The 24,044-nt window shown below is 72.3% G+C and carries 17 protein-coding genes, 1 tRNA gene and 1 rRNA gene; 7 read left to right on the forward strand and 12 right to left on the reverse strand.

Features of this window, described 5'->3' with window-relative positions:
- Positions 1–5: 5 nt before the first annotated feature.
- The 3 genes from ACIPKM_RS18060 to ACIPKM_RS18070 all read right to left on the reverse strand — a co-directional run bounded on the left by ACIPKM_RS18060 (position 6) and on the right by ACIPKM_RS18070 (position 3,310).
- Entirely contained in the window at positions 6–818 is an 813-nt protein-coding gene (locus ACIPKM_RS18060; protein WP_402737261.1) for a carbohydrate ABC transporter permease, read from the reverse strand.
- A gap of 95 nt (positions 819–913) precedes the next feature.
- Positions 914–1,888 carry a carbohydrate ABC transporter permease gene (locus ACIPKM_RS18065; protein WP_071296132.1) on the reverse strand — a complete coding sequence of 325 codons (975 nt, stop codon included), beginning with the start codon at positions 1,886–1,888 and terminating at the stop codon, positions 914–916.
- A gap of 159 nt (positions 1,889–2,047) precedes the next feature.
- Complete coding sequence (locus tag ACIPKM_RS18070; RefSeq protein ID WP_402737256.1) at positions 2,048–3,310, reverse strand: ABC transporter substrate-binding protein; 1,263 nt, start codon at positions 3,308–3,310, stop codon at positions 2,048–2,050.
- 314 nt (positions 3,311–3,624) lie between these two features.
- Between ACIPKM_RS18070 and ACIPKM_RS18075 the strand changes: the two genes are divergently transcribed.
- The 5 genes from ACIPKM_RS18075 (at position 3,625) to ACIPKM_RS18095 (ending at position 9,065) form a co-directional block, all read left to right on the forward strand.
- Entirely contained in the window at positions 3,625–4,974 is a 1,350-nt protein-coding gene (locus ACIPKM_RS18075; RefSeq protein ID WP_402737257.1) for a glycosyltransferase, read from the forward strand.
- A gap of 106 nt (positions 4,975–5,080) precedes the next feature.
- Positions 5,081–5,251 carry a hypothetical protein gene (locus ACIPKM_RS18080; RefSeq protein ID WP_156794728.1) on the forward strand — a complete coding sequence of 57 codons (171 nt, stop codon included), beginning with the start codon at positions 5,081–5,083 and terminating at the stop codon, positions 5,249–5,251.
- Between the two features lie 81 nt (positions 5,252–5,332).
- The gene (locus tag ACIPKM_RS18085; protein WP_336696692.1) at positions 5,333–6,244 is read left to right on the forward strand and encodes a beta-1,6-N-acetylglucosaminyltransferase; all 912 of its coding nucleotides are present in this window, start codon (positions 5,333–5,335) and stop codon (positions 6,242–6,244) included.
- Positions 6,241–7,806: a lipopolysaccharide biosynthesis protein gene (locus ACIPKM_RS18090; RefSeq protein ID WP_139201990.1), complete on the forward strand. Its 1,566-nt coding sequence runs from the start codon at positions 6,241–6,243 to the stop codon at positions 7,804–7,806. Before ACIPKM_RS18085 ends, ACIPKM_RS18090 begins: the two co-directional genes overlap by 4 nt.
- The gene (locus tag ACIPKM_RS18095; RefSeq protein WP_402737258.1) at positions 7,803–9,065 is read left to right on the forward strand and encodes a glycosyltransferase family 4 protein; all 1,263 of its coding nucleotides are present in this window, start codon (positions 7,803–7,805) and stop codon (positions 9,063–9,065) included. The genes ACIPKM_RS18090 and ACIPKM_RS18095 overlap by 4 nt, the downstream gene beginning before the upstream one ends.
- A 429-nt stretch (positions 9,066–9,494) precedes the next feature.
- On the opposite strand, the gene ACIPKM_RS18100 is transcribed toward ACIPKM_RS18095, so the two are convergent.
- The 5 genes from ACIPKM_RS18100 to ACIPKM_RS18120 form a co-directional block, all read right to left on the reverse strand.
- Positions 9,495–11,402 (reverse strand): discoidin domain-containing protein, encoded by a 1,908-nt coding sequence (locus tag ACIPKM_RS18100; protein WP_071296127.1) that lies wholly within the window; start codon positions 11,400–11,402, stop codon positions 9,495–9,497.
- 42 nt (positions 11,403–11,444) lie between these two features.
- Entirely contained in the window at positions 11,445–12,419 is a 975-nt protein-coding gene (locus tag ACIPKM_RS18105) for a glycosyltransferase family 2 protein (protein WP_070416441.1), read from the reverse strand.
- Positions 12,416–13,246: a glycosyltransferase family 2 protein gene (locus tag ACIPKM_RS18110; protein ID WP_083294974.1), complete on the reverse strand. Its 831-nt coding sequence runs from the start codon at positions 13,244–13,246 to the stop codon at positions 12,416–12,418. Before ACIPKM_RS18110 ends, ACIPKM_RS18105 begins: the two co-directional genes overlap by 4 nt.
- A 274-nt stretch (positions 13,247–13,520) precedes the next feature.
- The gene (locus ACIPKM_RS18115) at positions 13,521–16,271 is read right to left on the reverse strand and encodes an alpha/beta fold hydrolase (protein WP_261647476.1); all 2,751 of its coding nucleotides are present in this window, start codon (positions 16,269–16,271) and stop codon (positions 13,521–13,523) included.
- A 159-nt stretch (positions 16,272–16,430) separates the two neighbouring features.
- A complete protein-coding gene (locus ACIPKM_RS18120) occupies positions 16,431–17,771 on the reverse strand; it encodes a glycosyltransferase family 2 protein (RefSeq protein WP_261647475.1) in 1,341 nt (446 codons plus the stop codon).
- A gap of 294 nt (positions 17,772–18,065) precedes the next feature.
- Between ACIPKM_RS18120 and ACIPKM_RS18125 the strand changes: the two genes are divergently transcribed.
- Together ACIPKM_RS18125 and ACIPKM_RS18130 are read left to right on the forward strand one after the other, a co-directional pair.
- On the forward strand, positions 18,066–20,246 hold the full coding sequence (locus ACIPKM_RS18125; protein WP_261647474.1) for a hypothetical protein: 2,181 nt from the start codon (positions 18,066–18,068) through the stop codon (positions 20,244–20,246).
- On the forward strand, positions 20,236–21,120 hold the full coding sequence (locus ACIPKM_RS18130) for a glycoside hydrolase family 16 protein (protein ID WP_083403445.1): 885 nt from the start codon (positions 20,236–20,238) through the stop codon (positions 21,118–21,120). The genes ACIPKM_RS18125 and ACIPKM_RS18130 overlap by 11 nt, the downstream gene beginning before the upstream one ends.
- Before the next feature lie 129 nt (positions 21,121–21,249).
- Here the strand turns inward: ACIPKM_RS18130 and ACIPKM_RS18135 are convergent.
- From ACIPKM_RS18135 to rrf, 4 genes are all read right to left on the reverse strand, one after another.
- A tRNA-Gln gene (locus tag ACIPKM_RS18135) sits at positions 21,250–21,321 on the reverse strand.
- Between the two features lie 44 nt (positions 21,322–21,365).
- Complete coding sequence (locus ACIPKM_RS18140; RefSeq protein WP_261647478.1) at positions 21,366–22,292, reverse strand: NAD(P)/FAD-dependent oxidoreductase; 927 nt, start codon at positions 22,290–22,292, stop codon at positions 21,366–21,368.
- A gap of 55 nt (positions 22,293–22,347) precedes the next feature.
- Positions 22,348–23,835: a glutamate--tRNA ligase gene (gene gltX / locus ACIPKM_RS18145; RefSeq protein WP_261647472.1), complete on the reverse strand. Its 1,488-nt coding sequence runs from the start codon at positions 23,833–23,835 to the stop codon at positions 22,348–22,350.
- Positions 23,836–23,953: 118 nt separating this feature from the next.
- Positions 23,954–24,044, reverse strand: a 5S ribosomal RNA gene (rrf, locus tag ACIPKM_RS18150); the annotation flags it as partial.

Below are 24,044 nucleotides of genomic sequence, written 5' to 3' on the forward strand. Positions count from 1 at the left end.
GGTCGTCACCCCTTCACGCCACCGGCGGTGAGGCCGGCCACGATGCGTCGTTGGAAGATGAGCACGAGGACCACGAGCGGGATCGTGACGATCGTGCCGGCGGCCATCACCGCCGTGTAGGGCTCCTGGTGCGGCTGGGACCCGGCGAACGAGGCGATCGCCACGGTCACCGGCTGCGTCGCGTCGCTCGAGAGCTGGGAGGAGATGAGGTACTCGTTCCAGCTGGAGATGAACGCCAGGATCGCCGTCGTGAACACGGCCGGGGCTGCCAGCGGCAGGATGATCCGTCGGAACGCCTGCACGCGGGTGCACCCGTCGATGCGTGCCGCTTCCTCGAGGTCCCACGGCATCTCGCGGAAGAAGCTCGCGAGCGTGTAGACGGTCAGGGGCAGCACGAACGAGATGCTCGGCAGGATCAGCGCCTGGTACGAGCCCATCCACCCGATGTCCGTGAACAGCTGGAACAGCGGGGAGATGAGCGCGACGCCCGGGAACATCGACGCCGCGAGGATCGCACCGGCGATGAGGGACTTGCCCTTGAACTCCAGACGGGCCAGGGCGTACGCGGCACTCGTGCCGACGAGCAGGGCGATGATCGTCACGACGCCACCGATGAGGAGGCTGTTCGCGAGCGCCCGCCCGAGGTGGTTGCCGAGCGCGGTGGAGAACGCCGTCGCGTAGTTGTCGAGCGTGACGTGCGTCGGCCACGGTGTGGCGTCGAACGTGAACCCGACGTCGCGGAAGCTGGTCACCACCATCCAGTAGAACGGCAGGAGGCACCAGACGGCGATGACGATGGCCTGCACGGCGGTGCGGATCCGCGGGCCGGTGTGGCGCTTGACCCGAACGTCGCTGCGGTCGACGGCGATGTCGCGGGTTCGGGCGTTGGACCGGGGACGGTCGGCTGCGAGGGTCACTTGAGCTCCCCCTTCTGCTGGGCGGCCTGCGTCTGCACCACGTTGGCGCCGAGGAACCGCACGAAGACGAACGCGACGATGAAGATCACCAGGAAGGTGATGGTCGACAGGGCCGACGCGGAGTTGAAGCCCTGCCGGATCTGTTCGACGACGAGGATCGACAGGGTCGTGGTGGCGTTGCCGGAACCACCGCCACCGCCGGTGAGGATCGCCGGCAGGTCGTACATGCGCAGCGCGTCGAGCACGCGGAACAGGACGGCGACCATGAGCGCCGGCTTGATGAGCGGCAGGGTGATGAGCACGAAGCGCTGGACGGTGGAGGCGCCGTCCATCTTCCCGGCCTCGTAGACCTCTTCCGGGATGAGCTGCAGCCCCGCGAGGATGAGCAGCGCCATGAACGGCGTGGTCTTCCAGGTGTCGGCGATGATGACCGCCCACCGGGACGCCCACTCGCCGCTCGTCCAGAGGATCTGCTGCCCGATGACGTGGTTGAGCACGCCGTTCGCGTCGAAGATGAAGTACCAGAGCTTCGCGGTGACGGCGGTCGGGATGGCCCACGGCACGAGGATCGCGGCACGGACGAGGGCGCGTCCCTTGAAGTTGCGGTTCATGATGATCGCCATCCACACGCCGATCACCGTCTCCAGGGCGACGGTGACGACCGTGAAGAAGAACGTGTTGCCCATCGACACCCAGAACTGGGAGCCGAGGCTGCCGGGTGGGCAGGTGACGTTCCCGCACTGCTGCCCGAGCCAGTGCACGTAGTTCGTCACGCCGGCGAAGCCGCCCTCGACGAAGAGCTGGGTCGCCTTGTCGAGACCCTGGTCGAGCTGGAACGACTGGATGATCGCGCTGACCACCGGGTAGCCGATGACGATGGCGAGGAGCACGATCGTCGGGCCGATGAGGTACACGGCCCATCGGCCGTGCTCGGCGTTGAGTCCGCCCTTGCGCCGCTTCTGCGGCTCCATGCCCGTCGGGTTGGGGATGGCGGCGGGGATCTCGGTTGCTGCTGACACGTGACGGCCTCCTTGCCGGGTGTCGGAACGCAGGATGGGACGGACGGGAGGCGCGGGGCGGGGCCGACCCGCGCCTCCAGTCCGATGCGGCGAACGCCGCGTACTCGGGTGCTAACTGCCGCTGCTGGTGGCCGTCTTGAGGGCCGCCTGCATGTCCTTCATCGCCTCGTCGACGCTCTTCGATCCCTTGAGCGCGGCGTAGGTGTTGTCCTGGATCGCCTTCGTCACGGCCGGGTAGAACGGCGTGACCGGGCGCGGCTCGGCCGACTCGATGGACTTGAGCAGGGTCGGCAGGTAGGGCAGCTTCGCCGTCAGCTCGGAGTCGGTGTAGAGGTCACCGACGACCGGGGCGAGGGAGCCCTGCGTGGCGAAGAACTTCTGCGTCTCGTTCGACTCCAGGAACTCGAGGAAGTCGTGCGCGGTCGCCTTGTGCTTCGAGTACACGCTGATCGCGGCGTTGTGACCGCCGAGCGTCGAGGCGCCGGTGCCGTCCTTGCCGGGGATCGGCGCGATGCCGAAGGTGTCCTTGACGGTGCTCGACCCGTCCGTCTTCGCGAGGCTGTAGACGTACGGCCAGTTGCGCAGGAACAGCAGCTTGCCGGCCTCGAAGGCGGTGCGGCCCTGCTCCTCCTGGTAGGTGATCGCCTCGGCGGGGATGTTGCCGTCCTTGAAGGCGTCGACCAGGTTCTGCAGGCCGGCCTTCGCGTCGGACGTGTCGACGTCCGGCGTGCCGCTCTTGCTGAGGACCGAGCCGCCGGAGCCGTTGATCGCCTCGGAGGCGTTCACGGTCAGGCCCTCGTACTTCGCGAACTGCCCGGCGTAGCAGCCGATGCCGGCCTGCTTGGCGATGTCGCAGTCCTGCATCATCTCGTCCCAGGTGGTCGGGGGCGTCTTGACGAGGTCCTTGCGGTAGTAGAGCAGCGCACCGTCGGAGGTCTGCGGTGCCGCGTAGAGCGTGTTGTTGTAGGTGGCCGTCTTGACGGTGGCCGGCAGGAGCTTCGACGTGTCGATCTTCATGCTGCCGGTGAGCGGGGTGAGCCAGCCCTTCGCCGCGAACTCGGCGGTCCAGACGACGTCCACGTCGACGACGTCGTAGTTCGCGTCCTTCGCCTGGAAGTGCTGCACGAGGTCGTCGTGCTGCTGGTCGGCCTGGTCGGACTGCTCCTTGAAGGTGACCTTCTCGTCGGGGTGGGCCTTGTTCCACTTCGCGATGAGGGGGCGGACGACGTTCGAGTTGTCCTTGCCCTGCACGTAGGTGATGGGCCCGCGGCTGTCCTGACCGTTCTTGGCGTCGTCCGACGCCGAGCTGCCGCTCGAGCACCCGGTCAGCACGAGGCCGATGACCGCGATCCCCGCTACGGATGCGAACCGCACTTTGGCGCGTGTTGTCTTCACAGTGTCGTCTCCACGTTGAGATCACCAGGCGAGGACCATCGGGTCGACGCTGCCTGGAGCAGGCGACGCTGCCTGCTGGAGGAGGAAGCTACGCCCGCTCTCAGCCGTCCGCAACCGGTTGCAAAGAATCCGTGACCTGCTCGTGACCACCGTGCGCCGTTCGCTTTTCGGGTGTGAGCGCTCACCCTCGTCCGGGGGCTCGGCGGCGCTGCCGTGCGGGGTTCCGCACGATCACCGCCAGCGGCCCCGCTCCCCGTTGTCGCCGCCGCGGCCTGGCACCTACCGTCCACACCATGGCCACCACCAGCACCGCTCGTGCACTCCCCGCACCCCGACGCGTGATCGACGTCGACCTCGACGCACCGCTCCCCCGCCTCGTCGCGGACGGCACGGGCTCGTCCGCGCTGGTGATCGGCTACCGCGGCGGGCGTCCGACGGGCACGCTCGACGTCGAGCTCACCGACGACCCCGCCGACGCCGCCCGTGCCCTCGGATCGCTGCGGGAGACCGTGCTCGCCGACGTCGAACCGGTGCCGGATGCCCTCCTGCCGACGATCTCCGTCGTCGTCTCGACGGTGGTGGACCGCGTCGAGGACCTCGGCGCACTGCTCGACGTCCTCGAGCACCTGGACTACCCCGACCACGAGTTGATCGTCGTCGACAACCGCGTCCGGGTGCCCGCCGACGACCGGCTCCCGGCACTGCTCGCCGGTCGGGGCGTGCGCCTCGTGACGGAGCGCCGGCCCGGCCTGTCCGCCGGCCGCAACGCCGGGGTCGCAGCCGCCCGCGGCGAGGTCGTCGCGTTCACCGACGACGACGTGCGGGTCGACCCGCAGTGGTTGCGCGCACTCGGCGCGCGGTTCGTCCGCGAGGCCGACCTCGACGCGGTGTCCGGCGTGATCCTCCCCACCGAGCTCTCGACGCCCGCGCAGATCTGGTACGAGGCGTACTACGGCGGGTTCAGCGGCGAGCGCACCTTCGCGCCCGTCACGATCGTCCCCGACGACGTCGCCGGCACGATGCGGCACGCGCGGGTGCAGGCGGTCCGCCCGGACGGGTCGGTCGTGAAGCACTTCGCCGTGTACGGCATCGGTGCCTACGGCGCGGGCGCCAACATGGCGTTCCGCCGATCGGTGATCGACGCCGTCGGCGGGTTCGACACCACGCTCGGCGCGGGCTCCCCGGCCCGTGGCGGCGAGGACCTGGCGATGTTCATCGAGACGCTCTGGCGCGGTGGGCGCATCGGGTTCGAGCCGCGAGCGGTCGTGCACCACCGGCACCGGCAGAGCATCGAGGACCTGCACAAGCAGTTGCACGGCAACGGCGTCGGGTTCACCGCGCTGATGTGCGCCCTCGCTGCCAAGGACCGACGGCACGTCGCGGTCCTCGCCCGGCTCGTGCCCGCCGCCGCGATGGTGAAGCTCCGCGAGACGGTCGGACGGCTGCGCACCGGCAGCGCACCGGCCCCCGCTGCCGTCGAGTCCGCGCCCGTCGATCCCGCGACCCCTGCCGTCCCGGACGCCGGGGTGCCGCGGTCGCTGGCCTACCACGAGCTCCGGGGCTTCCCGGCGGGCCCGGCGGCGTGGTTCCGCAGCCGTCGTCGCTGGCGGGACGTCGAGGCCGGGCGGTTCCACGCCGGGTGAGCCCGCGGGCGGGTCCACGCCCGACCCCCGCTGTCGGCGGACGCGTCGCTCCCTGCCCCGTAGGATCGGTGCAGCTGCCCGTACCGCGCGGGTCGGAGGAGGACGCATGCCGCTGGGGCCCACGCTCGTGCTCGAGCCCGTCACCGTGCCGACGTCCCACGCCACCACGGAGACGGCCGTCTGCGTGTGCGGCCACGCGCAGGACGCCCACGAGCACTACCGGCCGGGCAGCGACTGCGCCCTCTGCGACTGCCCGAGGTACCGCCGCCGCCGGTGACCGCTGCGGGAAACCGCCGCTTCCCCGCACCCGCCCCGGGACCGCCTTGTCGGTGTCCGGACGGCCCTGTTCACTCGAGACATGGCCAACTCCCCCGCGGCGCTCGCGTGCATCGTCCTCGCCCACGAGGACCCCCAGCACGTCCGACGACTCGTCGAGGCACTCGACCCGTTCCCGGTGTTCCTGCACGTCGACGCGCGCACCCCGGACGACGTGCACCGGGCGATGACCGAGGGGCTCCCCGACCGGGTCCGCCTCCTGCCGCGACTGCGGACGGGCTGGGCGAAGTGGGAGAACGTCGCGGCCGAGGTCTCCGGCTACCGTGCCGCCCTCGCCGAGACCGGCGCGCGCCACGTGGCGGTGCTGACCGGCAGCGACTACCCGCTGGCGAACCCCGCCGAGATCACCGCGCTGCTCGACGCCCACCGCGACCAGTCCTTCCTCATCCCGCACCCCCTCCCACACGCGGCGTGGGGCGCCAGCGGCGGGGTCGCCCGGATGCGGTACCCGCACTGGGCGTGGCGGAAGCACATGCTCCGCCTGCCGATCCCCCGCCGGATCCCGCGTGACGTCGTGCTCACCGGCGGGTCGCAGCTCAAGGTCCTCAGTGCCGCACACGCCGCCGCGGTCGTCGAGGTCGTCGATGCCCGTCCCGACCTCGTCCGCTTCTGGCGCCGCACCTGGATCGCCGACGAGTCGTTCGTGCCGACCGTGCTGAACTCACCCGCCCTGGTCGACGGCTTCGCCGAGGACCACGTCCCGCACACCCTGTGGTTCATCGGCTGGGACGGCTCGAAGATGAAGAGCCCGCCGTGGCTGACGCTCCCCCACGCCGGTCGACTGCTCGAACGATGGACGACGGACCCCACCGCGATGCCGCACCTCTTCGCCCGCAAGTTCTCGACCGCTGCGAGCTCGGACCTGCTCGACGTCGTCGACCAGGCGTTCGGACTCCGACAGCACGTCCGGACCCCGGAGGTGGGTGTCTCGTGACCGTTCCCCAGACCCGCCGCGAGGCCCGCCACGCCGCAGCCACCCCGCCCGACGCCGACAGCACCGGTCGGAAGGCCGCCGCGGTCGAGGCCGCCGAGGCAGCCGCCGCCGTCGAGGCCGCCGCCCACACCGTCCCCGACACCGGCAGCACCGCGGTCCAGAAGGGCGCGTCCGTCCTGTTCGGCCGTGGCCTGCTGTACGTGGTCGTGTGGTCGATGCAGCTCGTCGTGAGCTCGCTGATCTCGCCGGTCCTCGCGCACCTCATGCCGCTCTCCGAGTTCGGGGTGCTCGCCTCGGCGATCGCGCTCTACCAAGCGCTCGTCGTGCTCGCGGTCGCGGGACTCGACCAGGCGTCCGTGCTGCAGCGCGCCGAGGACGGCGGTGACGACCGGAAGGCCCGCGGGCTCATCGCGGTCGGCATCGTCCTCGCAGCCGTCGTCACCGCGGTCGCCCTCGCCACGATCCCGCTCTGGGGCGACGTCGCCGGGTTCGTCGGCGAACACCCGATCCTGCTCGTCGCCGTCCTCTGGATCTTCCCCGCCGCGGTCGTGCAGCTCTCCCTCGCGATCCTGGTCGCCCAGGACCGCATCCGGGTCTTCGCGGTCACGAGCCTGCTGTCCTCGGTCGGCGGTTCGATCATCGGCCTCGGCCTGCTCGTGTTCGTGCACGCCGACGCCACGACCTACGCCTGGGGCGGCGTGTTCGCCCAGGCCGCCGCGATGGTCATCGGCTTCGCGGCGACCCGGCCTCGCCTCGCCGGTCTGTTCGACCGCCAGACCACCGCACGGGCCTTCAAGCTCGGCGTGCCGATCGCCCTCGGCAACCTGTCCTACTTCGTGCTGAACGCCGGCGACCGGATCGTCGTGCAGCGGCTGCTCGGCCCGGACGAGGTCGCGCGCTACCAGATCGCCTACGTCGTCGGCTCCGCCGTGATCCTCCTGCTGACCTTCACGAACCAGGCCTGGGCACCGCACTTCGCGGCGCTCCGGGACGCCGTCGCCCGTCGACAGCTGGCCCTGCACGCCCGGGACCAGCTGTACCTGCTGCTCGCCCCGGTGCTGCTCGCGGTCACCCTCGTGTCACCGGTCGCGCTGCCGATCCTCGCACCGGCGTCCTACCGCGTGCACGAGCTCACCGTCGTGGTCTTCATCGTGGCGCTCACGGCGTTCCCGGTGATCGCCAGCGGCGCGACCGGACGGCTCCTGCTCGTGGAGCGTCGCGGCGTCGCCGTCGGGGTGATCGCGGCCATCGCCGGTGCCGTCAACATCGGCGCGAACCTGCTGCTGGTCCCGCTGCTCGGCATCGCCGGGGCCGGGGTCTCCACGGTCTTCGCCTACATGGTGCTCGCGGCGCTGCAACAGCTCTCGCTCCCCGACCGCCGGGAGTGGCGCGGCCCGCGTGCCCGGACGGTCCTCGTGCTCGCGGCCGTGGTGGTCGTCGCCGGGGTGTCCGTCCTCGTGCCCCAGGACCTCGTGTGGAACATCGTCCGCGTGGCTGGCGTCCTCGGCTGCCTGCCCTGGTTCATCCGCAGGCTCGCGATCGCGCGAGGAGGCACACCGTGACCCACGCCCCGGAACGCCCCGACCGTCGACTGCGGATCGCGGTCGTCACGAACGGGCTCGCCATCACCGGCGGGGTCGAGCGGTGCGTCCTCGAGGACACCCGCGAGCTCGTGCGCGCCGGACAGGACGTCGAGGTCTGGCACCGCGGCCACCTCGCCCCGGGACCCGACGGCGCCGAACCCGGCAGCGACCAGTTCACCGAGCTCGGGGTCGCCCTGCACCGCACCGGCGACCGGTCCTTCGGCCTCCGCAGCGCAGCCGGCGACGCCGCACGGTTCGTCCTCGACGGCCTCCGTCTCCGCCGCTCGCGCCCCGACGTCATCTGGCTGAACCGGCCCGAGCACCTCCCCTGGGGTCGTGTGGCGTCCGTGGTCTCCGGCGTCCCGCTCGTCGTGCACCTGCACCACGCGCCGAACTACCGACGCCTCGGCCCGATCGCCGGCGGCCGCACGCACTACCTGGCCGTCTCGCACGCGATGGCTCGTGCATGGGCGGACGTGGGCATCCCGGCCTCGCGGATCACCGTCGTCCCGAACGGCGTCGACACCGCACTCTTCCCCGCGGCCACGCCGTCCGCGACAGTCCGCGCCCGCCGCACCCTCGGGCTCGACGACGACACCCGCACCGTCCTCTACTACGGCCGCCTCACCCGGTCGAAGGGCGTGCTCGCGCTGCTCGAGGCCTGGCGCCTCGTGCTCGAGCAGGACGCCGAACGCCACCGCGCGCGCGCGCCGCGCGCCGCCGTGCGTGCCCTCACCCCCGCGCTCGGGCCCGCCAGCACGCACCACGCCACGCAGCCGCACCACCCGCCCGTGCTCGTGCTCGCCGGAGCGGCCGACCCCGACGACGCCGAGGACGTCCGACGCGCCGTCGCGTCCCTCCCCGCTGGCTCCGTCGTGCTCCTCCCCGAGCGGGACGACGTCGTCACCCTGCTCCACGCCGCCGACATGGTCGTCGTGCCATCCATCGAACCCGAGGGCTTCGGCCGGGTCGTCGTCGAGGCGATGTCCGCCGGCCGCCCGGTCGTCGCCGCCGAGAGCGGTGGCACGGGCGAGATCCTCGCCGGCGAGTGGGCGACGTCGACCGTCGACCCGACCGACCCCGAGGCGCTCGCCACCAAGGTCCTCGACACCCTCGACCGCGCCGACCGCGACCCCTCCCTCGGCGAGCGCTGCCGCGCCTGGGTGCGCGACCACTACGGCCGTGGACCGCACGTGGCCGGTCTCCTCCGCGCCCTGCTCACCCACGCCCGTCGCTGAAGCCCAGGAGGCGCGGCTCCCCCTGGCACCGCTCCTCCCGTCCGTCGCGTGCTCGCGTCCGTGTCGCGTTCTCCTCGCCGCCTGACCGTTCCGGTTCGCGATCCCCGGCGATCGCGAACCAGAACGGTCACGCCTCCCGTCCGCAACGTGCTCTCCCCGCGCGATGTCCGCCGTTCCCGCAGGCGTCCGCCCGCCGGTACCGCGCCGCTCGCCGCGATGAGGTCGCGCCCACGACGACGGTCACCCGCGGCGGCACGCGCCGCACCAGCGTGCGAGCTCGCGCGCACGGCGCAACGGCTCACGGGCCGCACCGTGCGCGGAACCTCGCACGCTGCGCCCGCGACCCGCGACCCGCGACGCGCGCGGACGACGGACGGGAGGCGCGGTGCCCACCGGCACCGCGCCTCCCGTCCGTCGGGTGCTCCCGGGTCAGCCGGTGAACGCCCGGAACTCGGCCAGGCCGACGTTCCGCGTGCTCGCCGACACCCCGGTGACGGTGAACCGGACCCACGTGACGTTCCGCGCCGAGAAGTCCACCGTGAGCGGCGACGCGTCGTTCGGGAGTGTCCCGACCGCCACCTGGCTGCCGTCGGAGAACGTCAGGGTGCCGCTCGTGACCTGGTCGTCGCCGTTCGGTCGGTCGTACAGGACGACCCGGTTCACCGCCTTCGACGAGGACCAGTCGAGCTGCAACCAGACACCGGTCGTGCCCCAGGGAGCGACCCACTCGGCGGTCGTGTTGTCGGGGTAGCCGCTGACGACTCCGTCGATCGCCTTGGCGGCGGTCTGCCCGGTCGAGGTGTCGTCCCACGCCGCGGTGGCGGTCGCCGAGCCCGTGACGTCGGTCGCGCCCCCGGGCGTCGGGGTCGGCGTCGGCGTCGGGGTCGGGGTCGGCGTCGGGGTGGGCGTCGGGGTCGGCGTGGGCGTCGGCGTCGTGGTGCCCGGGGCGAACGTCCGGATCTCCGCCAGGCCGACGTTGCGCGTCGTCGCGCTGACGGCGGTGACGGTGAACTTCACCGAGCTGGCCTGCCGGGACGAGAAGGTGACGCGGGTGAACGCGCCGCCGTTGTCGAGCGTCGGCACGGCGACGCTGCTCCCGTCGGAGAACGTCAGCGTGCCGGCCGTGACCTGGTCGTCGGCGTTCGGACGGTCCGCGAGGTCCACGGCGCCGAGCGTCACCGGGCTCGACCACGCGAGCTGCAGCCACGAACCGGTGCCGCCCCCGCGGGTCGCCCACTCGGCGGTCGGCGCGTCGGGGTAGCCGCTCGCGACGCCGTCGACGGCCTTCACGGCGGTCTGCCCGTCCGCGGGGTTCTCGCTGCTCGCGGTGACGGCCGCACCGGCGGTCACGTCGGCTCCGACGGACCCGCCCGAACCGGTGCCCGGGTCGGTGGGTGTCTGCGTGCCGACGGTGTACTCACGACTGAGCCACGAGCCCTCGGGACGCGACGAGCACGACGCCACCGAGGCGCAGGTCTCGGCGTCGTACGCGGAGTAGGCGAAGAACGCGTTCCCCTTCGCCTGCGTCTGCGCGGCGGTGAGGTTCGAGGGCTTGTCCGCGATCGGGTACCCCATGTACCCGGTGAGCGTGCTCGCCGTCGTGAGCTGCTGCTGCGCCGACTTGGTGAGGTACGCGACGGTGTGGTGGTCGCTGTGGTCGCCGTCGCCGTAGGTGCCGACGTGGTCGAGGGTGTGCACCTCCTGCGGCCCGTACCCGTTCATCAGCGCGAGCACGGTGGCCTGGAGCTGGGCGAGCGTGTAGGTGGTCCCGTAGGTCGCACCGGAGACCGTGCTCATGCTCGTGATCGAGCGCTGGTAGAGCTTCTGCAGGCTCTGGTACCGGGTGGCGGCGAACCCGGAGCCGTCGATGTTGCCGTCCGGCAGCTGCAGGTAGACCAGGCTGAGCCGCGGGTCCGCCGTCAGGGTGCGCGTCACGAGGGTCTTGCCACCGGCGCTGACCGAGCCCGAGGTCCAGGCGTTCGTGACGCCGGCGAGGTTCGCGTAGGCGGCCTCGAGGCCCGTCTGCCGGCCCTTCCAGTACGTGGCGGACTTGCCCGCGTCCCCGGCGGTGACGATGACCGAGCGGACGCACTTGTCCGCGTCGATGTCCTTGCGGAGCTCGGTGCCCTCGAACAGCAGGTCGTCGTCGGCGTGCGCGACGACGGTGAGGACCTTCCCCGCGCTGCAGTCCGCGGTGGTCGCCGCACCGGCGCTCGACGGCGCGAGGAGGCTCGGCGCCGAGACGGTGGCGCCCGTGATGACCGCTGCCGCGACCGCGAGTGCCACCTTCCAACGGCGTCGGATGGTGGCACTCGGGGTCGGGGCGTCTCGCTGCATGTCGTCTTCTGTGCGTGGGTGGGTCGGGTGGGTGGGTGTCGGTCAGGGAGCGCCGACGGGCTGCTGCACGGGCGCGGACACCGGGGCGGGTGCACGGACCACGACGGTGCCGAAGACACGGCCGACGGCGTAGCCGAACACGGTCGAGACCGCCGAGGTCACGATCGCCAGGGCACGGAGGCCCCCACCGCGACCGAGGGCCCCGAGCTCGCGGAGCACCGCGCCGGGCAGGACCCGGGTGAGGTACGTCGACTCGCTCGAGAGCGAGTCGCGGGCACCGACCCGGCGGCTCAGCACGGCCTTCGAGATGCCCTCGTAGTAGCTCCGGCGCCGCAGGTACCGCATCGTGACGCGGTCCGGGGAGACCCGGTGCGAGACGTTCGAGCGCGGCTCGAAGCGGATGCGGGCGCCGGGACGGATCCGGGCGATGCGGATGCACAGCTCGGTCTCCTCGCACCCCAGCGGGTGGTTGCCGACGCGACCGATGCCGGAGCGGAAGCCGCCGGCGGCGAGCACGACGTCACGGTGGAAGGCCATGCTCGACCCGATGACGTTGCGGACGTCCGCGGACGTGGTGGGGAGGCCGGTGTAGCTGCACCCGACGATCCAGAGCAGCTCGTCCGGGTAGGGCCCGGCGCCGGTCGCGGTCGGCCACGACGGGGTCGCCCGGCCGCCGACACCGACGACGTCGGGCAGCTCGAGCGCCTCGACGAGGTGCATCAGCCAGTCCGGGTCAGCCGTCGCGTCGTCGTCCAGGAAGGCGACGACGTCGGCCTCGGTGAGTGCGACGCCGGTGTTGCGCGCACCCGAGAGGCCGCGGTCCTCGGCGTTCTCGACGACGCGGAGCTCCGGCCAGCGGGCGGCCGCACGGCGGAACAGCTCCGGCTCGTGGTCGATGACGACGATCACCTCGGTCGCGTCGGGCTGGCGCTTCGCCGACTCGACCGCGTCCTGCAGGTCACCCCAGCGCTGCTGCGTGTAGGCGCAGATGACGACGGCGACCGTCGCGACGCTCACGCCGCTTCCTCGTCCATCGCCGGCACGGCGGCCGGGACCACGAGGCCCGAGACCGGGGTCGGCATGAGGCGCATGCGGGCCTTGGCCTCGCGGGCACGACGACGCTCGTGCATGATCGACTTCAGGACACGGATGCCGTCGCTGACCGCGTTGAGGTTGCTGGTGCCGTGCACGCGGAGCTTCTCGTGGCTCGGCACCTCGGTGATCGCGAACTCCGCGGCGGACCAGCGGCAGGTCAGGATCGTCTCGATCTCGAAGCCGTCACCCCAGCGCATCGAGCCGTCGGTCGGCTGCGGGAGCGTCGACGACAGCAGCCCGATCGTCGGCAGCGTGTCCGCCCAGAAGGCGTTGTAGCCGTAGCAGAGGTCGGTGTACCGCGCACGGAGCAGCACGTTGGAGATCATGTTGAGCCCCTTGTTGCCGAGGCCGCGGATGATCGTGATGTCGTCGCTGCCGCCACCGGGTGCGTAGCGGGAGCCCTTCGCGACGTCGGCACCGTCGACGAGCGCCTGCACGAAGCGCGGGATCTCGGCGGCGTCGGCGGAGCAGTCGGCGTCGAACATGACGACGACGTCGCCGGTCACGGCCTCGAAGCCGCAGGCGAGCGCGTTGCCCTTGCCCTTGCGGGTCTGCTGCACGACCTTGATCGTCGGCATGAGGCGCTGCGCCGTCGCGATGGTGTCGTCCACCGAGTTGCCGTCGACGAGGATCACCTCGTAGACGGGCGGGAGCTGCGGGAGGATGATCTCGAGGTTGCGGGCCTCGTTCCTCGCGGGGATGACGACCGAGACGCGGGGGTCTCGGGGTCGGACGGTGCTGGCGGACATGGTGCTCCTGTCGGGTTCAGGCTGCATGCGGGAGTGGTCGAGGGAGGACCCGGCGCTGGGTGGGCGTCGGAACGGGGGTACACCGTTCCCTGGGCTTGGACCAACCATCGTCCGGCGGACGGGGCTGGTCAATGCGGGTGGGCACTGGTTGCGGACCCCCGAGTGCGGATACGGAAACCCGCAAGCCGCGGCCGGGTGGCGTGTCGGCACGCACGAGGGCCCTGGAGGCGCGGGGCGGGCCCGCCCCGCGCCTCCAGGGCCCTCGCTGGTCGCGTCAGGGACGCGCCTCTTGCGTCGTGAAGGCGGCGCGCAAGGCGGTCGCCAGCTCGGCGACGTGCGGCTCGCGGAGGAGCGAGCTGTGCTCGCTCTCGATGCGCACCGTGGTGGTCGCACCGCGGAGCACGTCGTTCCAGCCGTCCACGTCGGGGTTGCCGTCGGCGAGCACGAACGTCGCCGTGCCGTCGTAGGGCGAGGGCGTGTGCCGCCGCGTCACGATCGTGGCCTGGTCGAAGAGGGCGTCGAAGTCCTTCTGCCCGCCGTAGCGGAGGACGCCGGCACCGTAGGCGCGGACGCGCTTGGCGAACTCCTCGCCCACCGGCACGCCGGCGGGCAGGATGCGCTTCGCCGCCCGGTCGAGCCCGCGCTTGAGTGCTCGGAGCGCCGGGTTGCGCACCGGGCTCTCCGCCATCCGGCCGAAGTGCAGCTGCGCCTGCTCGGTGCTGCTGCGCGGCAGGTAGCTGTCCAGGATCGCGACGTGCTCGACCCGCTCGCCGCCCTCGGTGAGGAGCTTCGCCACCTCGAGGGCGACGAGGCCGCCGAGGGAGTGCCCGACGAGCAGGTACGGTCCGCGGGGCTGGACGATGCGCATGAGCTCGACGGTGCGGCGCGCGGTGCGCTGGATGCTCCAGTCCGGGATCGCCCGTCGCTCGAGACCGTGCTGCTGGAAGGCGTACACGTCGTGCTCGGGCAGGTACCGGGACAGCGGCAGGAACGTCAGGCCGAGGGCTCCGGCCCCGCTGAGGCAGAACACGGGCGGGCGCCCGGGGACGCGGGCCTCGGAGACCTTGACGACGTCGGGGTGGCTCGGCAGCGACTTCGCCCCCGAGCGCACCCGTCGGGCGAAGGCGCGCAGGGTGGGCTGTTCGAGGAGCTCCGACGCGCGGAGGTCGACGCCGAGCCGGGCCTGCACGATCGCGAGCATCTCCTCGGCGGAGAGCGAGTCGCCGCCGAGCGCGGTGAAGTCCTCGTCGAGGTGCACGCCGCGGAGTCCGAGCACCTCGGCCCAGATCTGCCCGACGACGAGCTCCCACTGGTCGTACTCGCCCTCGACCATCTCGACCTCGAGCGACGGCGCACCGGGTAGCTTCGCCCGGTCGACCTTGCCGCGTTCGTTGCGCGGCAGTTCGGGCATCGGGACGATCGCCGCCGGCACCATGTACTCGGGCAGCGTCGCCCGCAGTGCGCGGCGCAGGGCCGCCGGCGCCGGGGTGCGGCGACCGGGACGGCCGACGACGTAGGCGACGAGGCGCGTGACGGCGGGCGGGTCGACGAGGGCGGTGACGACGACGTCGTGCACGTCCTCGACGGCACGGAGCGCCGCCTCGACCTCGCTCGGCTCGACGAGGTACCCGCGGACCTTCACGGCGTCGTCGTCGCGGCCGAGCAGGACCAGGCAGCCGTCCTCCTCGACGCGGGCGAGGTCACCCTGGCGCCACAGCGGGGTGCCGTCCTCGTCGACGGAGAGGTGCTCGCTCGTCTTCTCGGGCGCGCCCCAGTAGCCGGCGGTCATGCCGTCTCCGATGACCACGAGCTGGCCGGTCTCCCCCGTCGCGGCGGCGGTACCGTCCTCGCGGAGGACCCGGGCGGTCTTGCCCGGCGGCACGTACCCGGCCGGCACGACGCCGTTCGGGACGGCGTCGTCCGGACCGACCGGGAAGTACGAGACCGCCCCCATCTCGCTCGACCCGAACCCGTTCCAGAGGACCGTGCGGGCGCCGAGGACCGGGCGAGCGGCGTGCACGTCGGTGCCGGTGATCGGCTCGCCGACCGTCATGACGAGCCGGAGCCCGGCGAGCGCGGGGTGCAGGTCCGTGCCGCGGTCGCGCACGGTGGAGACGACCGACCGGAGCAGGTGCGGCGTGCAGACCACTGCGGTGACGTCCTCGGCGGCCATGCCCTCGAGGAGTCGCTCGGTCCCGAGGTCGCGTGCGTCGAGCAGGACCGCGGCGGCCCCGCTCAGCATGCTGTCGAGCGTGGTGAGGATGCCTGCGGCGAAGGAAAGCGGCAGCACGACGCCCACGAGGTCGCCCGGGCGGTAGTCGGCGCTCCAGGCACTCTGCTCGGTGTTCCGGAGGAGCTGTCGGTGCGTCATCGCGACGCCCTTCGGCAGGCCCGTGGAGCCCGAGGTGAAGACGATCGCGGCGGGGTCGGTGCCACCGGGGCGAGAGGTCGCTGCGGGGTCGGCGACGGTGCCGGTCGCGGTGCCGGCGGCGGTCGCGCTGCCGGTCGCGGCCTGCTCGGTGCTCGTCGCGATGAGGGCGTCGAGGTCGTGCACGGTGCCGTCCGGGCCGAGGACCGCGGCGGCGAGGTCCGCACGGGTGTCGTCGGCGAGCACCTCGGCGATCCCCGCGAGCGTGACGACGTGCTGCAGGCGTGCCTCGGGCAGGTGGTCGTCGAGCACGACGATCGTCCGCCCGGCGGCGATCAGCGCGAGCATGCCCACCACGGTCTCGGTCGTGTGCCCGGCCATGATCCCCACCGGGACCGACGCGCCGGTGCGCTCGGGTCCGACGCCGGCGCCGGTGCGGTCGTCGGGCCGGAGGACCTCGGTGAGCCGTGCGGCGAGCGCCCGGACCGTCCGGTCCGTCTCGGCGAACGTGCGGGCGGTCCCGGCACCGGCGAGCGCCGGGGACTCGGGGAACGCTGCGACGACGCGCGTCCACCGGTCGAGGACCGAGTGGTCGTCGGATGCCGGGACGGCCGGTTCGACCGTCCGGTGACGCGCTGTCGGGTGTGTCGGACGCATTGCTTCTCCCCTGGGTCGTGCGGGCCGGTGGTGCGCTGCTGGTGCTTGGAGGACGGTAAGCCGACCGGACGCCCCCGATCGAGGGGCCGAGGAGCGCCGTGCGGGGATCCTGCGGTTTGGCGCATCCTCGCGATCCGCCGTGGATCCCCGGTGACGGACCTATCGGTTCGCTGTGCGCTCGCGGGCGCGGACGGTGCGGCGGGACCGCCCGTAGCGGAGCACACCACGCCCGACGGCCAGGAGCTCGACCCAGCGCATCCGTCCGACCTCGCGGAGGAACGCGGCGTCGTCGAGCGGCGCGTCCGCGGTGCCGACGGCGACCGGTGCCGCTGCCGGGGTGACGGCCGGCTCGGCGGCGGTGCCCGAGACGAGGTGGCGCACGGCCCGCGGGGCGCGCTGCAGCGCCATCCCGAGCGTGCGGGGCTGCAGGGCGATCTTCGTGAGCCAGGCCCCGAGTCCGGTGCCGTAGCCCTCCGCCTGCTTCCGGAGCGCCGGGAGGTCCGCACGGTGCCGGTGCCAGACCAGCGCCGCGGGTTCGACGACGAGCGCGGCGCCCGAGAGCACGACGCGCGAGAACATGTCGATGTCCTCGCCGCCGCCGGTGACCGTGCCGACGCCGAGTGCCTCGTCGAAGCCGCCGAGGTCGGTGATCGCCGACCGCCGCATCGCGAAGTTCGCACCCGTGCCGTAGTCACCGACCGCGAACGGGAAGAGCGGCCGGTCGACGGGCGGTGCCGACAGGCGGTGCACGCGCGGCACGAGGTTGCGCGACCAGGTCACCCGTTCGTCGAAGTACCGCTGCGTGGGGGTGCGGAGCTCACCGCTGGCGACGAGTCCGCTGACGCAGACGACGTCGTCCCCGCGGGAGAACCCCGAGGCGACGGCACGGAGCCACGCCCGGTCGACCACGACGTCGTCGTCCGTGAACGCGACGATCTCGTGCCGCGCGGCCAGGACGCCGGCGTTGCGTGCGCTCGAGAGGCCCGGGACGGGTTCGCGGACGTACCGCACGCGGTCGTCGTCGAGGGCCTCGACGAGTTCGCGCGTCGACTCGTCGGAGGGCGCGTTGTCGACGATGACGACCTCGAAGTCGGGGTGGTCCAGGGCGAGCAGCGAGTCGAGGGCGGCGCCGAGCTGGTCGGCGCGGTCACGGGTGCACAGGACGACGGAGGTGCTCGGCAGACGCACCGGGATCGGCGGCTGCGGGACGGCGGGCAGGGCGGCGACGGCGGCACGGAGCGCGGCGACCTCGATCGTCTCGTCGGACACCGGCAGGTCGACGAACCCGAGGGGTGCCACGCCGTCGCGGACGAGGAGCCTGGCCGACCGGTGACCGGCGGCGTCGTGCAGCCCCACCGTGCCGGCGTCGTCCCCGGGGACCTCGGCGAGGTCGACGGCACCGACCCACACGGCACCGCCCCAGGTGGGGTCGACGGCGCTCGACATCGGGCGGGCGAGCTCGACGCGGGGCGGGAGCGAGCGCTGGATGGTGTCGGTCATGGGAGAGCCTGTCTCGTGTCGGGGGACGTGCGCGGTCGCAGCCGGCCATCCCACCGTCGCTGCGGGGACGGCGGGGGTCAACGAGCAGGCGGAACCGTGCGGTTTCTCCTCGCTCGACGCCCGCCACGCGTGCGTGATCCCGCAATGCCGCAGGCCCTCCGCACTTCCCGGTGACCGCTCTCCCGTGCGCCCTCGGCCCCCGGTTACCGTCGTGACACCCGCAAGGCCGCTGCCAGTCGCCGGCCCAGACCCGAAGGGACGCTCGATGCGTCAGTCGATCGCGGTGGTCGAGCAGTGACCGCCACCACGACCCCCACCAGGATGTCGCTCCGCCACGGAACCCGCGTGCTGCCGACCTCACCGGTGCCGTCCCTCGTCGCCGCGGGACTCGGTTTCGCCGGAGCCGCCCTCATCGCGGCCGACGCGTCCGGTCCGCTCCGCACGGCCGTCGTGCTCGTCGCGCTGTTGGTCGTCCCGGGTCTGCCGGTGGTCCGGTTGCTCGGGCTCCGCGAGCCGATCGGGCGCGCCGGACTCGTCGTCGCGTCCAGTGCCGCGATCGACGCGGTCCTCGGGCTCGCGATGGTCTGGACGGGGCAGTGGGTCCCGCTGCCCGCCGCCGGGCTCCTCCTGCTCGTCGCCGGGTGGGTGTCGCTCGGCCAGGGCGTCCAGACCGCGCGCACCGCGCCCAGGTCGGCCCGCGCGCGGTCGGCCCTGCCGACCGCGGTCCTGGTCCGCACCGTCGCCGCGTCGGGCGTCCTCGTCACCGGAGCCGCGCTCTGGGCGGTGGGTGTCGCGCAGACGGACTCGACCGGACTGGGCGAGTGGGGCCTCCTGGCTGCACTGCCCGCGGTCTGGTGGGCTGGCGCCGCACTGGTGTTCGTCGTCGCCCTGGTGACACTCGTCGACCGTCGCCACCACGTGGTGGTCCGCGCGGTGTCCTCGGGCGTCCTCCTGCTCGTCATGTACGGCACCTCGAACCTGATCGCCGCCGAGCCCCGACCGCCGTGGGTGTTCAAGCACATCGCGGTGACCGCGTACATCCTGCAGCACGGCGCCGTCGACCCGTCGATCGACATCTACAACCGCTGGCCCGGGTTCTTCAGCTTCAGCGCGTTCCTCGGCGCCGCCACCGGCACGCTCGACGCGGCGGACCCGGTGCGCTGGACGGAACTCGCGTTCGCCCTCGCCGACGGGGCACTCGTCCTCGGGATCGCACGGGCACTCGGTGCGAACGGCCGCTGGGCGTACGTCGCCGCGGTCCTGTTCAGCGCCGCGAACTGGGTCGGGCAGGACTACTACTCCCCGCAGGCGTTCGCGTTCTTCCTGTTCCTCGCGGCGGTCCTGGTCGCGCTGACCGTCCTCCGCGGCGAGCCCAACGTGATCGGGCGGTGGAGCGCGACGCTGACCGGCCGGCTGCTCCGTGCACGCCGCTCCCCCGTGGCCGAGGCGGTCGCCACGCCGACGCGGGCCGCCGTGGTCGCGGCGGTGGCGCTCGTCGTCGTCCTGCAGTTCGTCATCACGGCCTCGCACCAGCTGACCCCGTTCGTGGTCGTCGCCGCGTTCGTGCCGCTCCTCGTGCTCGGCTTCCTCCGCCCCTGGTGGCTCGCCGTCCCGCTGACGCTGCTCCCCCTGCTCTACCTCGTGCCGAACCTCGACTACATCCAGGAGAAGTTCGGTCTCACCACCGGCTTCGACCCGGTGAGCAACGTCACCGCCGCGTCGACGTCGATCGCCATCCCGTCGATCGCGACGACCCTGCAGTCCCGCGCGGTCCTCGGGATCACGGCACTCGTCGCCGTGTGCGCCGTCATCGGACTCGTCCGGATGGTCCGCGGTGGGCACGCCCGACGCGCCCTCCTGGTGCTCTGGCTGGCGGCCTGCCCGATCGTGCTCGTGCTCGGGCAGAGCTACGGCGGCGAGGCGAAGTTCCGCGTCGTCCTGTTCTCCGCGCCGTTCCTGGCGATCGCAGCCGTCCACGCCTTCCACGGCCGCCGGCTCCGCATCGCCGCCACGGCCCTTGTGTTGACCGTGACCACCGCGCTGTTCCTCGGTGCCACGTTCCAGACCGAGCAGGCGAACCAGACCGCACCGGCCGACGTGGCCGCGGCGAAGTGGCTCGACGGCCGGTTCCAGGCCGACGACACCCTCACGACCGTCGGCAGCTTCCCGTCGATCATCGGCGGGAACTACGAGAACTTCCTCCGCCACTGGGGCCAGGTCGACTCGCTGCAGAGCGAGGCCGCGTGGTTCCCGAAGGGCATGACGGCCGACGACCTCACCGGTGTCCTGCAGGACCGCGACCAGGGCGGACACTCCTGGCTCGTGTTCTCGGAAGCGCAGCGGGCCGACGCCGTGACCCGCGGGACGCTCACCGGCGCGCAGATCGACGCCATCGAGCGGTCCGTGGCCGACGAGGGCACCCTCCGCTACGACCGCGACGGAGTCCGGATCTACGAGGTGCGCGATGCAGCATGAGCCCGGGGCACGTCACCGGATGACCACCCGGCGGTCCTTCCTGCGCCGCGGCGTGACGATCGCCGGCATCGCGGGGGTCGCCGTGGTCGCCGGCACCACGGCCGTCGTGCTGCCCACGCGTGCCGGTGACTCGACCGCCCGCGCCGAACGCATGCCCACCGGGGCGCTCGAGTCCGAGGGGACGCGGTGGGTCCCCTACCTCGCACAGGACTTCGACCTCGACGCCGCGCTCGGCGAACTCCTCGCGGTGTACCCGCGGATGGCGGAGTACAGCGGGATGCGGGACACGTCGGGCAAGGGGCTCTACTCCCCCGACCAGGTGGTGTCGGTGCACGACTCGGTGCTCGACTTCCACCTCCGCAGCAACGGGTCCCAGCCCCTCGTGGCGACGGTCCTCCCCGCCGGCTACCGGGCGTACACGCACCAGCGCGTCTCGATCCGGTACCGCGCCGACGAGGTCCCCGGCTACAAGTTCGTCATGATCCTCTGGCCGCTGTCCGGCGACTGGAACGAGGGCGAGATCGACTGGCCCGAGGGGGACCTCACCGGCGACGTCCGCCCGGTGTCGGCGATCCCGGGCAGCTACGACCCCGCGACCGAGGCGATGACGTTCCTGCCCGAGGACCCGACGGTGGTGTCCGGCGGGCAGACCGACTGGCACGTCGCGACCGTCGAGTGGACCGCCGACGCGGTGCGCTTCTACTGGGACGACGAGCTGCTCGAGACGGTCACGGGCGCGGTGCCCACGACGCCGATGCGCGTGACGCTGCAGGCGGAGACGATCATCCACGACGCCGAGGTGCCGGCCGACGCATCCGGGCACGTGCTCGTGGACTGGGTGGTCGCGTACCGGAAGAGCAGGGCGCAGTCCTGACCTGATCGGCCGCCCTGGCGTGTCGGGCTGTGGCCTGGCGTGTCGGTTCGTCGCCTGGCGTGTCACGCGGCTTCTGCGCCCGAAACGGAACAAGCCCCCGGGAGATCCCGGGGGCTTGTTCTACGAGTGCTGGGGTACCTGGACTCGAACCAAGAACGACGGTACCAGAAACCGCTGTGTTGCCAATTACACCATACCCCAAAGGCCCGGAGGCCTTCGGTCCCGGTTGCCCGGGGCACGATCAACTACTGTACAGCATCCCGGAGGTCCGTGAGACCACCGACGAGATCCCGGTGCACCGCGGCGGCCGTGACCGCCCCGTGGCCGGCCGCCACGATCAGCTGTTCCGGTCCGGGTGGCGTCACGTCGCCCACGGCGTACAGCCCGGGCACGCTCGTCCGTCCGGAGCGGTCGACCACGACGAGCCCCTCGGCGTCGCGGCGGAGGTCCGCGTCGACCCAGTCCAGGTCGGCGTGCCACCGGGGCCGGACGAACCCACCCGTCCGCGGCTCCACGTGCCCGTCTGCGAGGCGGACGCCGGTCATCCCGGAGCGGTCCCCCTCGAGGTCTGCCACGGCCCGCTCGTCGACGCGCACGCCCGCTGCGGCCAGACGCGCACGGCCGGCGTCGTCGAGCGGCGCGATGCCGTTCGTGTACACGATGAGGTCGTCCGCCCACGCCGCGAGCAGCAGGGCGCGATCGACGACGTCGTCCGTCTCGCAGAGGAACGCCAACGGCTCGCCGGCCTTCTCGTAGGCATCGCACTCGACGCAGCTGTGCACCGCGGTGCCGTAGAACGCGCGGAGCATCGGGAGCGCCGGGAACTCCTCGCGCAGGCCCGTCGCGAGCACGACGGCACGGGCCGTCGCCTCGACCTCGGTGCCGCGCCAGGCACCGTGCACGAGCCACCGGTCGCCCTCCGGCGCGATCCGGTCCACGACCGTCTGCACGACCGTGGCCTCGGCGTAGGCCTCGACCTCTGCGCGCCCGAGCTTCCGGAGCTCGAGGGGTGAGACACCGTCGCGCGTCAGGAACCCGTGCGACCGCAGCGTGGCGGCGTTCCGGGGGCGGTTGGCGTCCACGAGGAGCACGGTGCGCTTCGCACGGACGAGGTTGAGGGCGGCGCTGAGCCCGGCCGGGCCGGCACCGACGACGACGACGTCGACCGTCAGCCGCTCGGCTGCGTCAGCCTGCCGGTCGGCCGCGTCACCCTGCCGTTCGGCCACGTCAGCGGTCCGCGAGGCGACGCAGGCGCGTGACGGTGGACTCCTTGCCCAGGATCTCCATCGACTCGAACAGCGGCGGGCTGATCCGTCGACCAGACACCGCGACGCGCAGCGGACCGAACGCCACACGGGGCTTCAGGCCGAGACCGTCGATGAGCGCCGCACGGAGCGCGCCCTCGATCGAGGCCGTCGTCCAGTCGTCGAGCGGCTCGAGCGCGGCGATGCTCGCGCGGAGCACGTCACCGGCGTCGGCCTTGAGGGTCCCCAGGGCGTCCTCGTCGATCTCGAGCGCGTCGTCCGACGTGAAGAGGAACGCCAGGAGCCCCGGTGCCTCGCCGAGGAGCTGCATGCGCTCCTGGACGAGCGGCGCCGCCTTCGTGAGGATCTCGAGCTGCTCCGGCGTCACCGGATCCGACACGATGCCCGACAGGTACGGCAGCAGCCGCCCGCGGAAGTCGTCGGCGTCCAGCAGGCGGATGTGGTCACCGTTGATCGCCTCGGCCTTCTTGTGGTCGAAGCGCGCGGGGTTCGGGTTGACGTCGGAGACCTCGAACGCCTGGACCATCTCGTCGACCGTGAACACGTCGCGGTCCGGACCGATCGACCACCCGAGCAGCGCGAGGTAGTTGACGAGCCCCTCGGGGATCATCCCGGCGGCACGGTGGTGGAACAGGTTCGACTCGGGGTCGCGCTTCGAGAGCTTCTTGTTGCCCTCCCCCATGACGTACGGCAGGTGCCCGAACACCGGGATGAACTCGGCGAGGCCGACCTCGTACAGGGCCTCGTACAGGGCGATCTGGCGTGGCGTCGACGACAGGAGGTCCTCGCCGCGGAGCACGTGCGTCACGCCCATCAGCGCGTCGTCCACCGGGTTGGTGAAGGTGTACAGCGGCTTGCCGTTCGGCCGGACGACCACGAAGTCCGGGAAGGTGCCCTGCTTGAAGGTGATCTCACCGCGCACGAGGTCCTCGAAGCTCAGGTCGCGGTCGGGCACGCGCAGCCGCAGTGCCGGCTCACGCCCCTGGTCGCGGAAGGCCTGGCGCTCGGCGTCGGTGAGGTCGCGCTCGTGGTTGTCGTAGCCCTGCTTCGGGTCACGCCCGGCGGCCTTGTTGCGGGCCTCCATCTCCTCGGGGGTGACGAAGGACTCGTAGACGTGTCCGGAGGCCTTGAGCTTCGCGATGACGTCCTCGTAGACGTCCGTCCGCTCGGACTGCCGGTACGGACCGTGCGGGCCGCCGGCCTCGACGCCCTCGTCCCAGTCGAGCCGGAGCCAGCGCAGTGCCTCGAGGATCTGCTGGTAGGACTCCTCGCTGTCACGGGCGGCGTCGGTGTCCTCGATGCGGAACACGAGCTTGCCGCCGGTGTGCCGCGCGTACGCCCAGTTGAACAGCGCAGTACGGATCAGTCCGACGTGCGGCGTCCCCGTCGGGCTCGGGCAAAAGCGGACACGGACATCGGAACCGGAAGCGGTGGTGAATGGCGCAGTCATGACACGACGATCCTACCGGCCCGGCACCGACCGCCACGAGAGGCTGTGGAGGACCCGCAAACGCAGAAAACCCCTGACCACGTGGTGGTCAGGGGTTCCCTGGTATTCGTAACGTTGAGTCCGGCGGCGTCCTACTCTCCCACAAGGTCCCCCTTGCAGTACCATCGGCGCTGAGAGGCTTAGCTTCCGGGTTCGGAATGTGACCGGGC

It is taken from the genome of Curtobacterium sp. NPDC086286, assembly GCF_044746255.1.
Lineage (GTDB): Bacteria > Actinomycetota > Actinomycetes > Actinomycetales > Microbacteriaceae > Curtobacterium.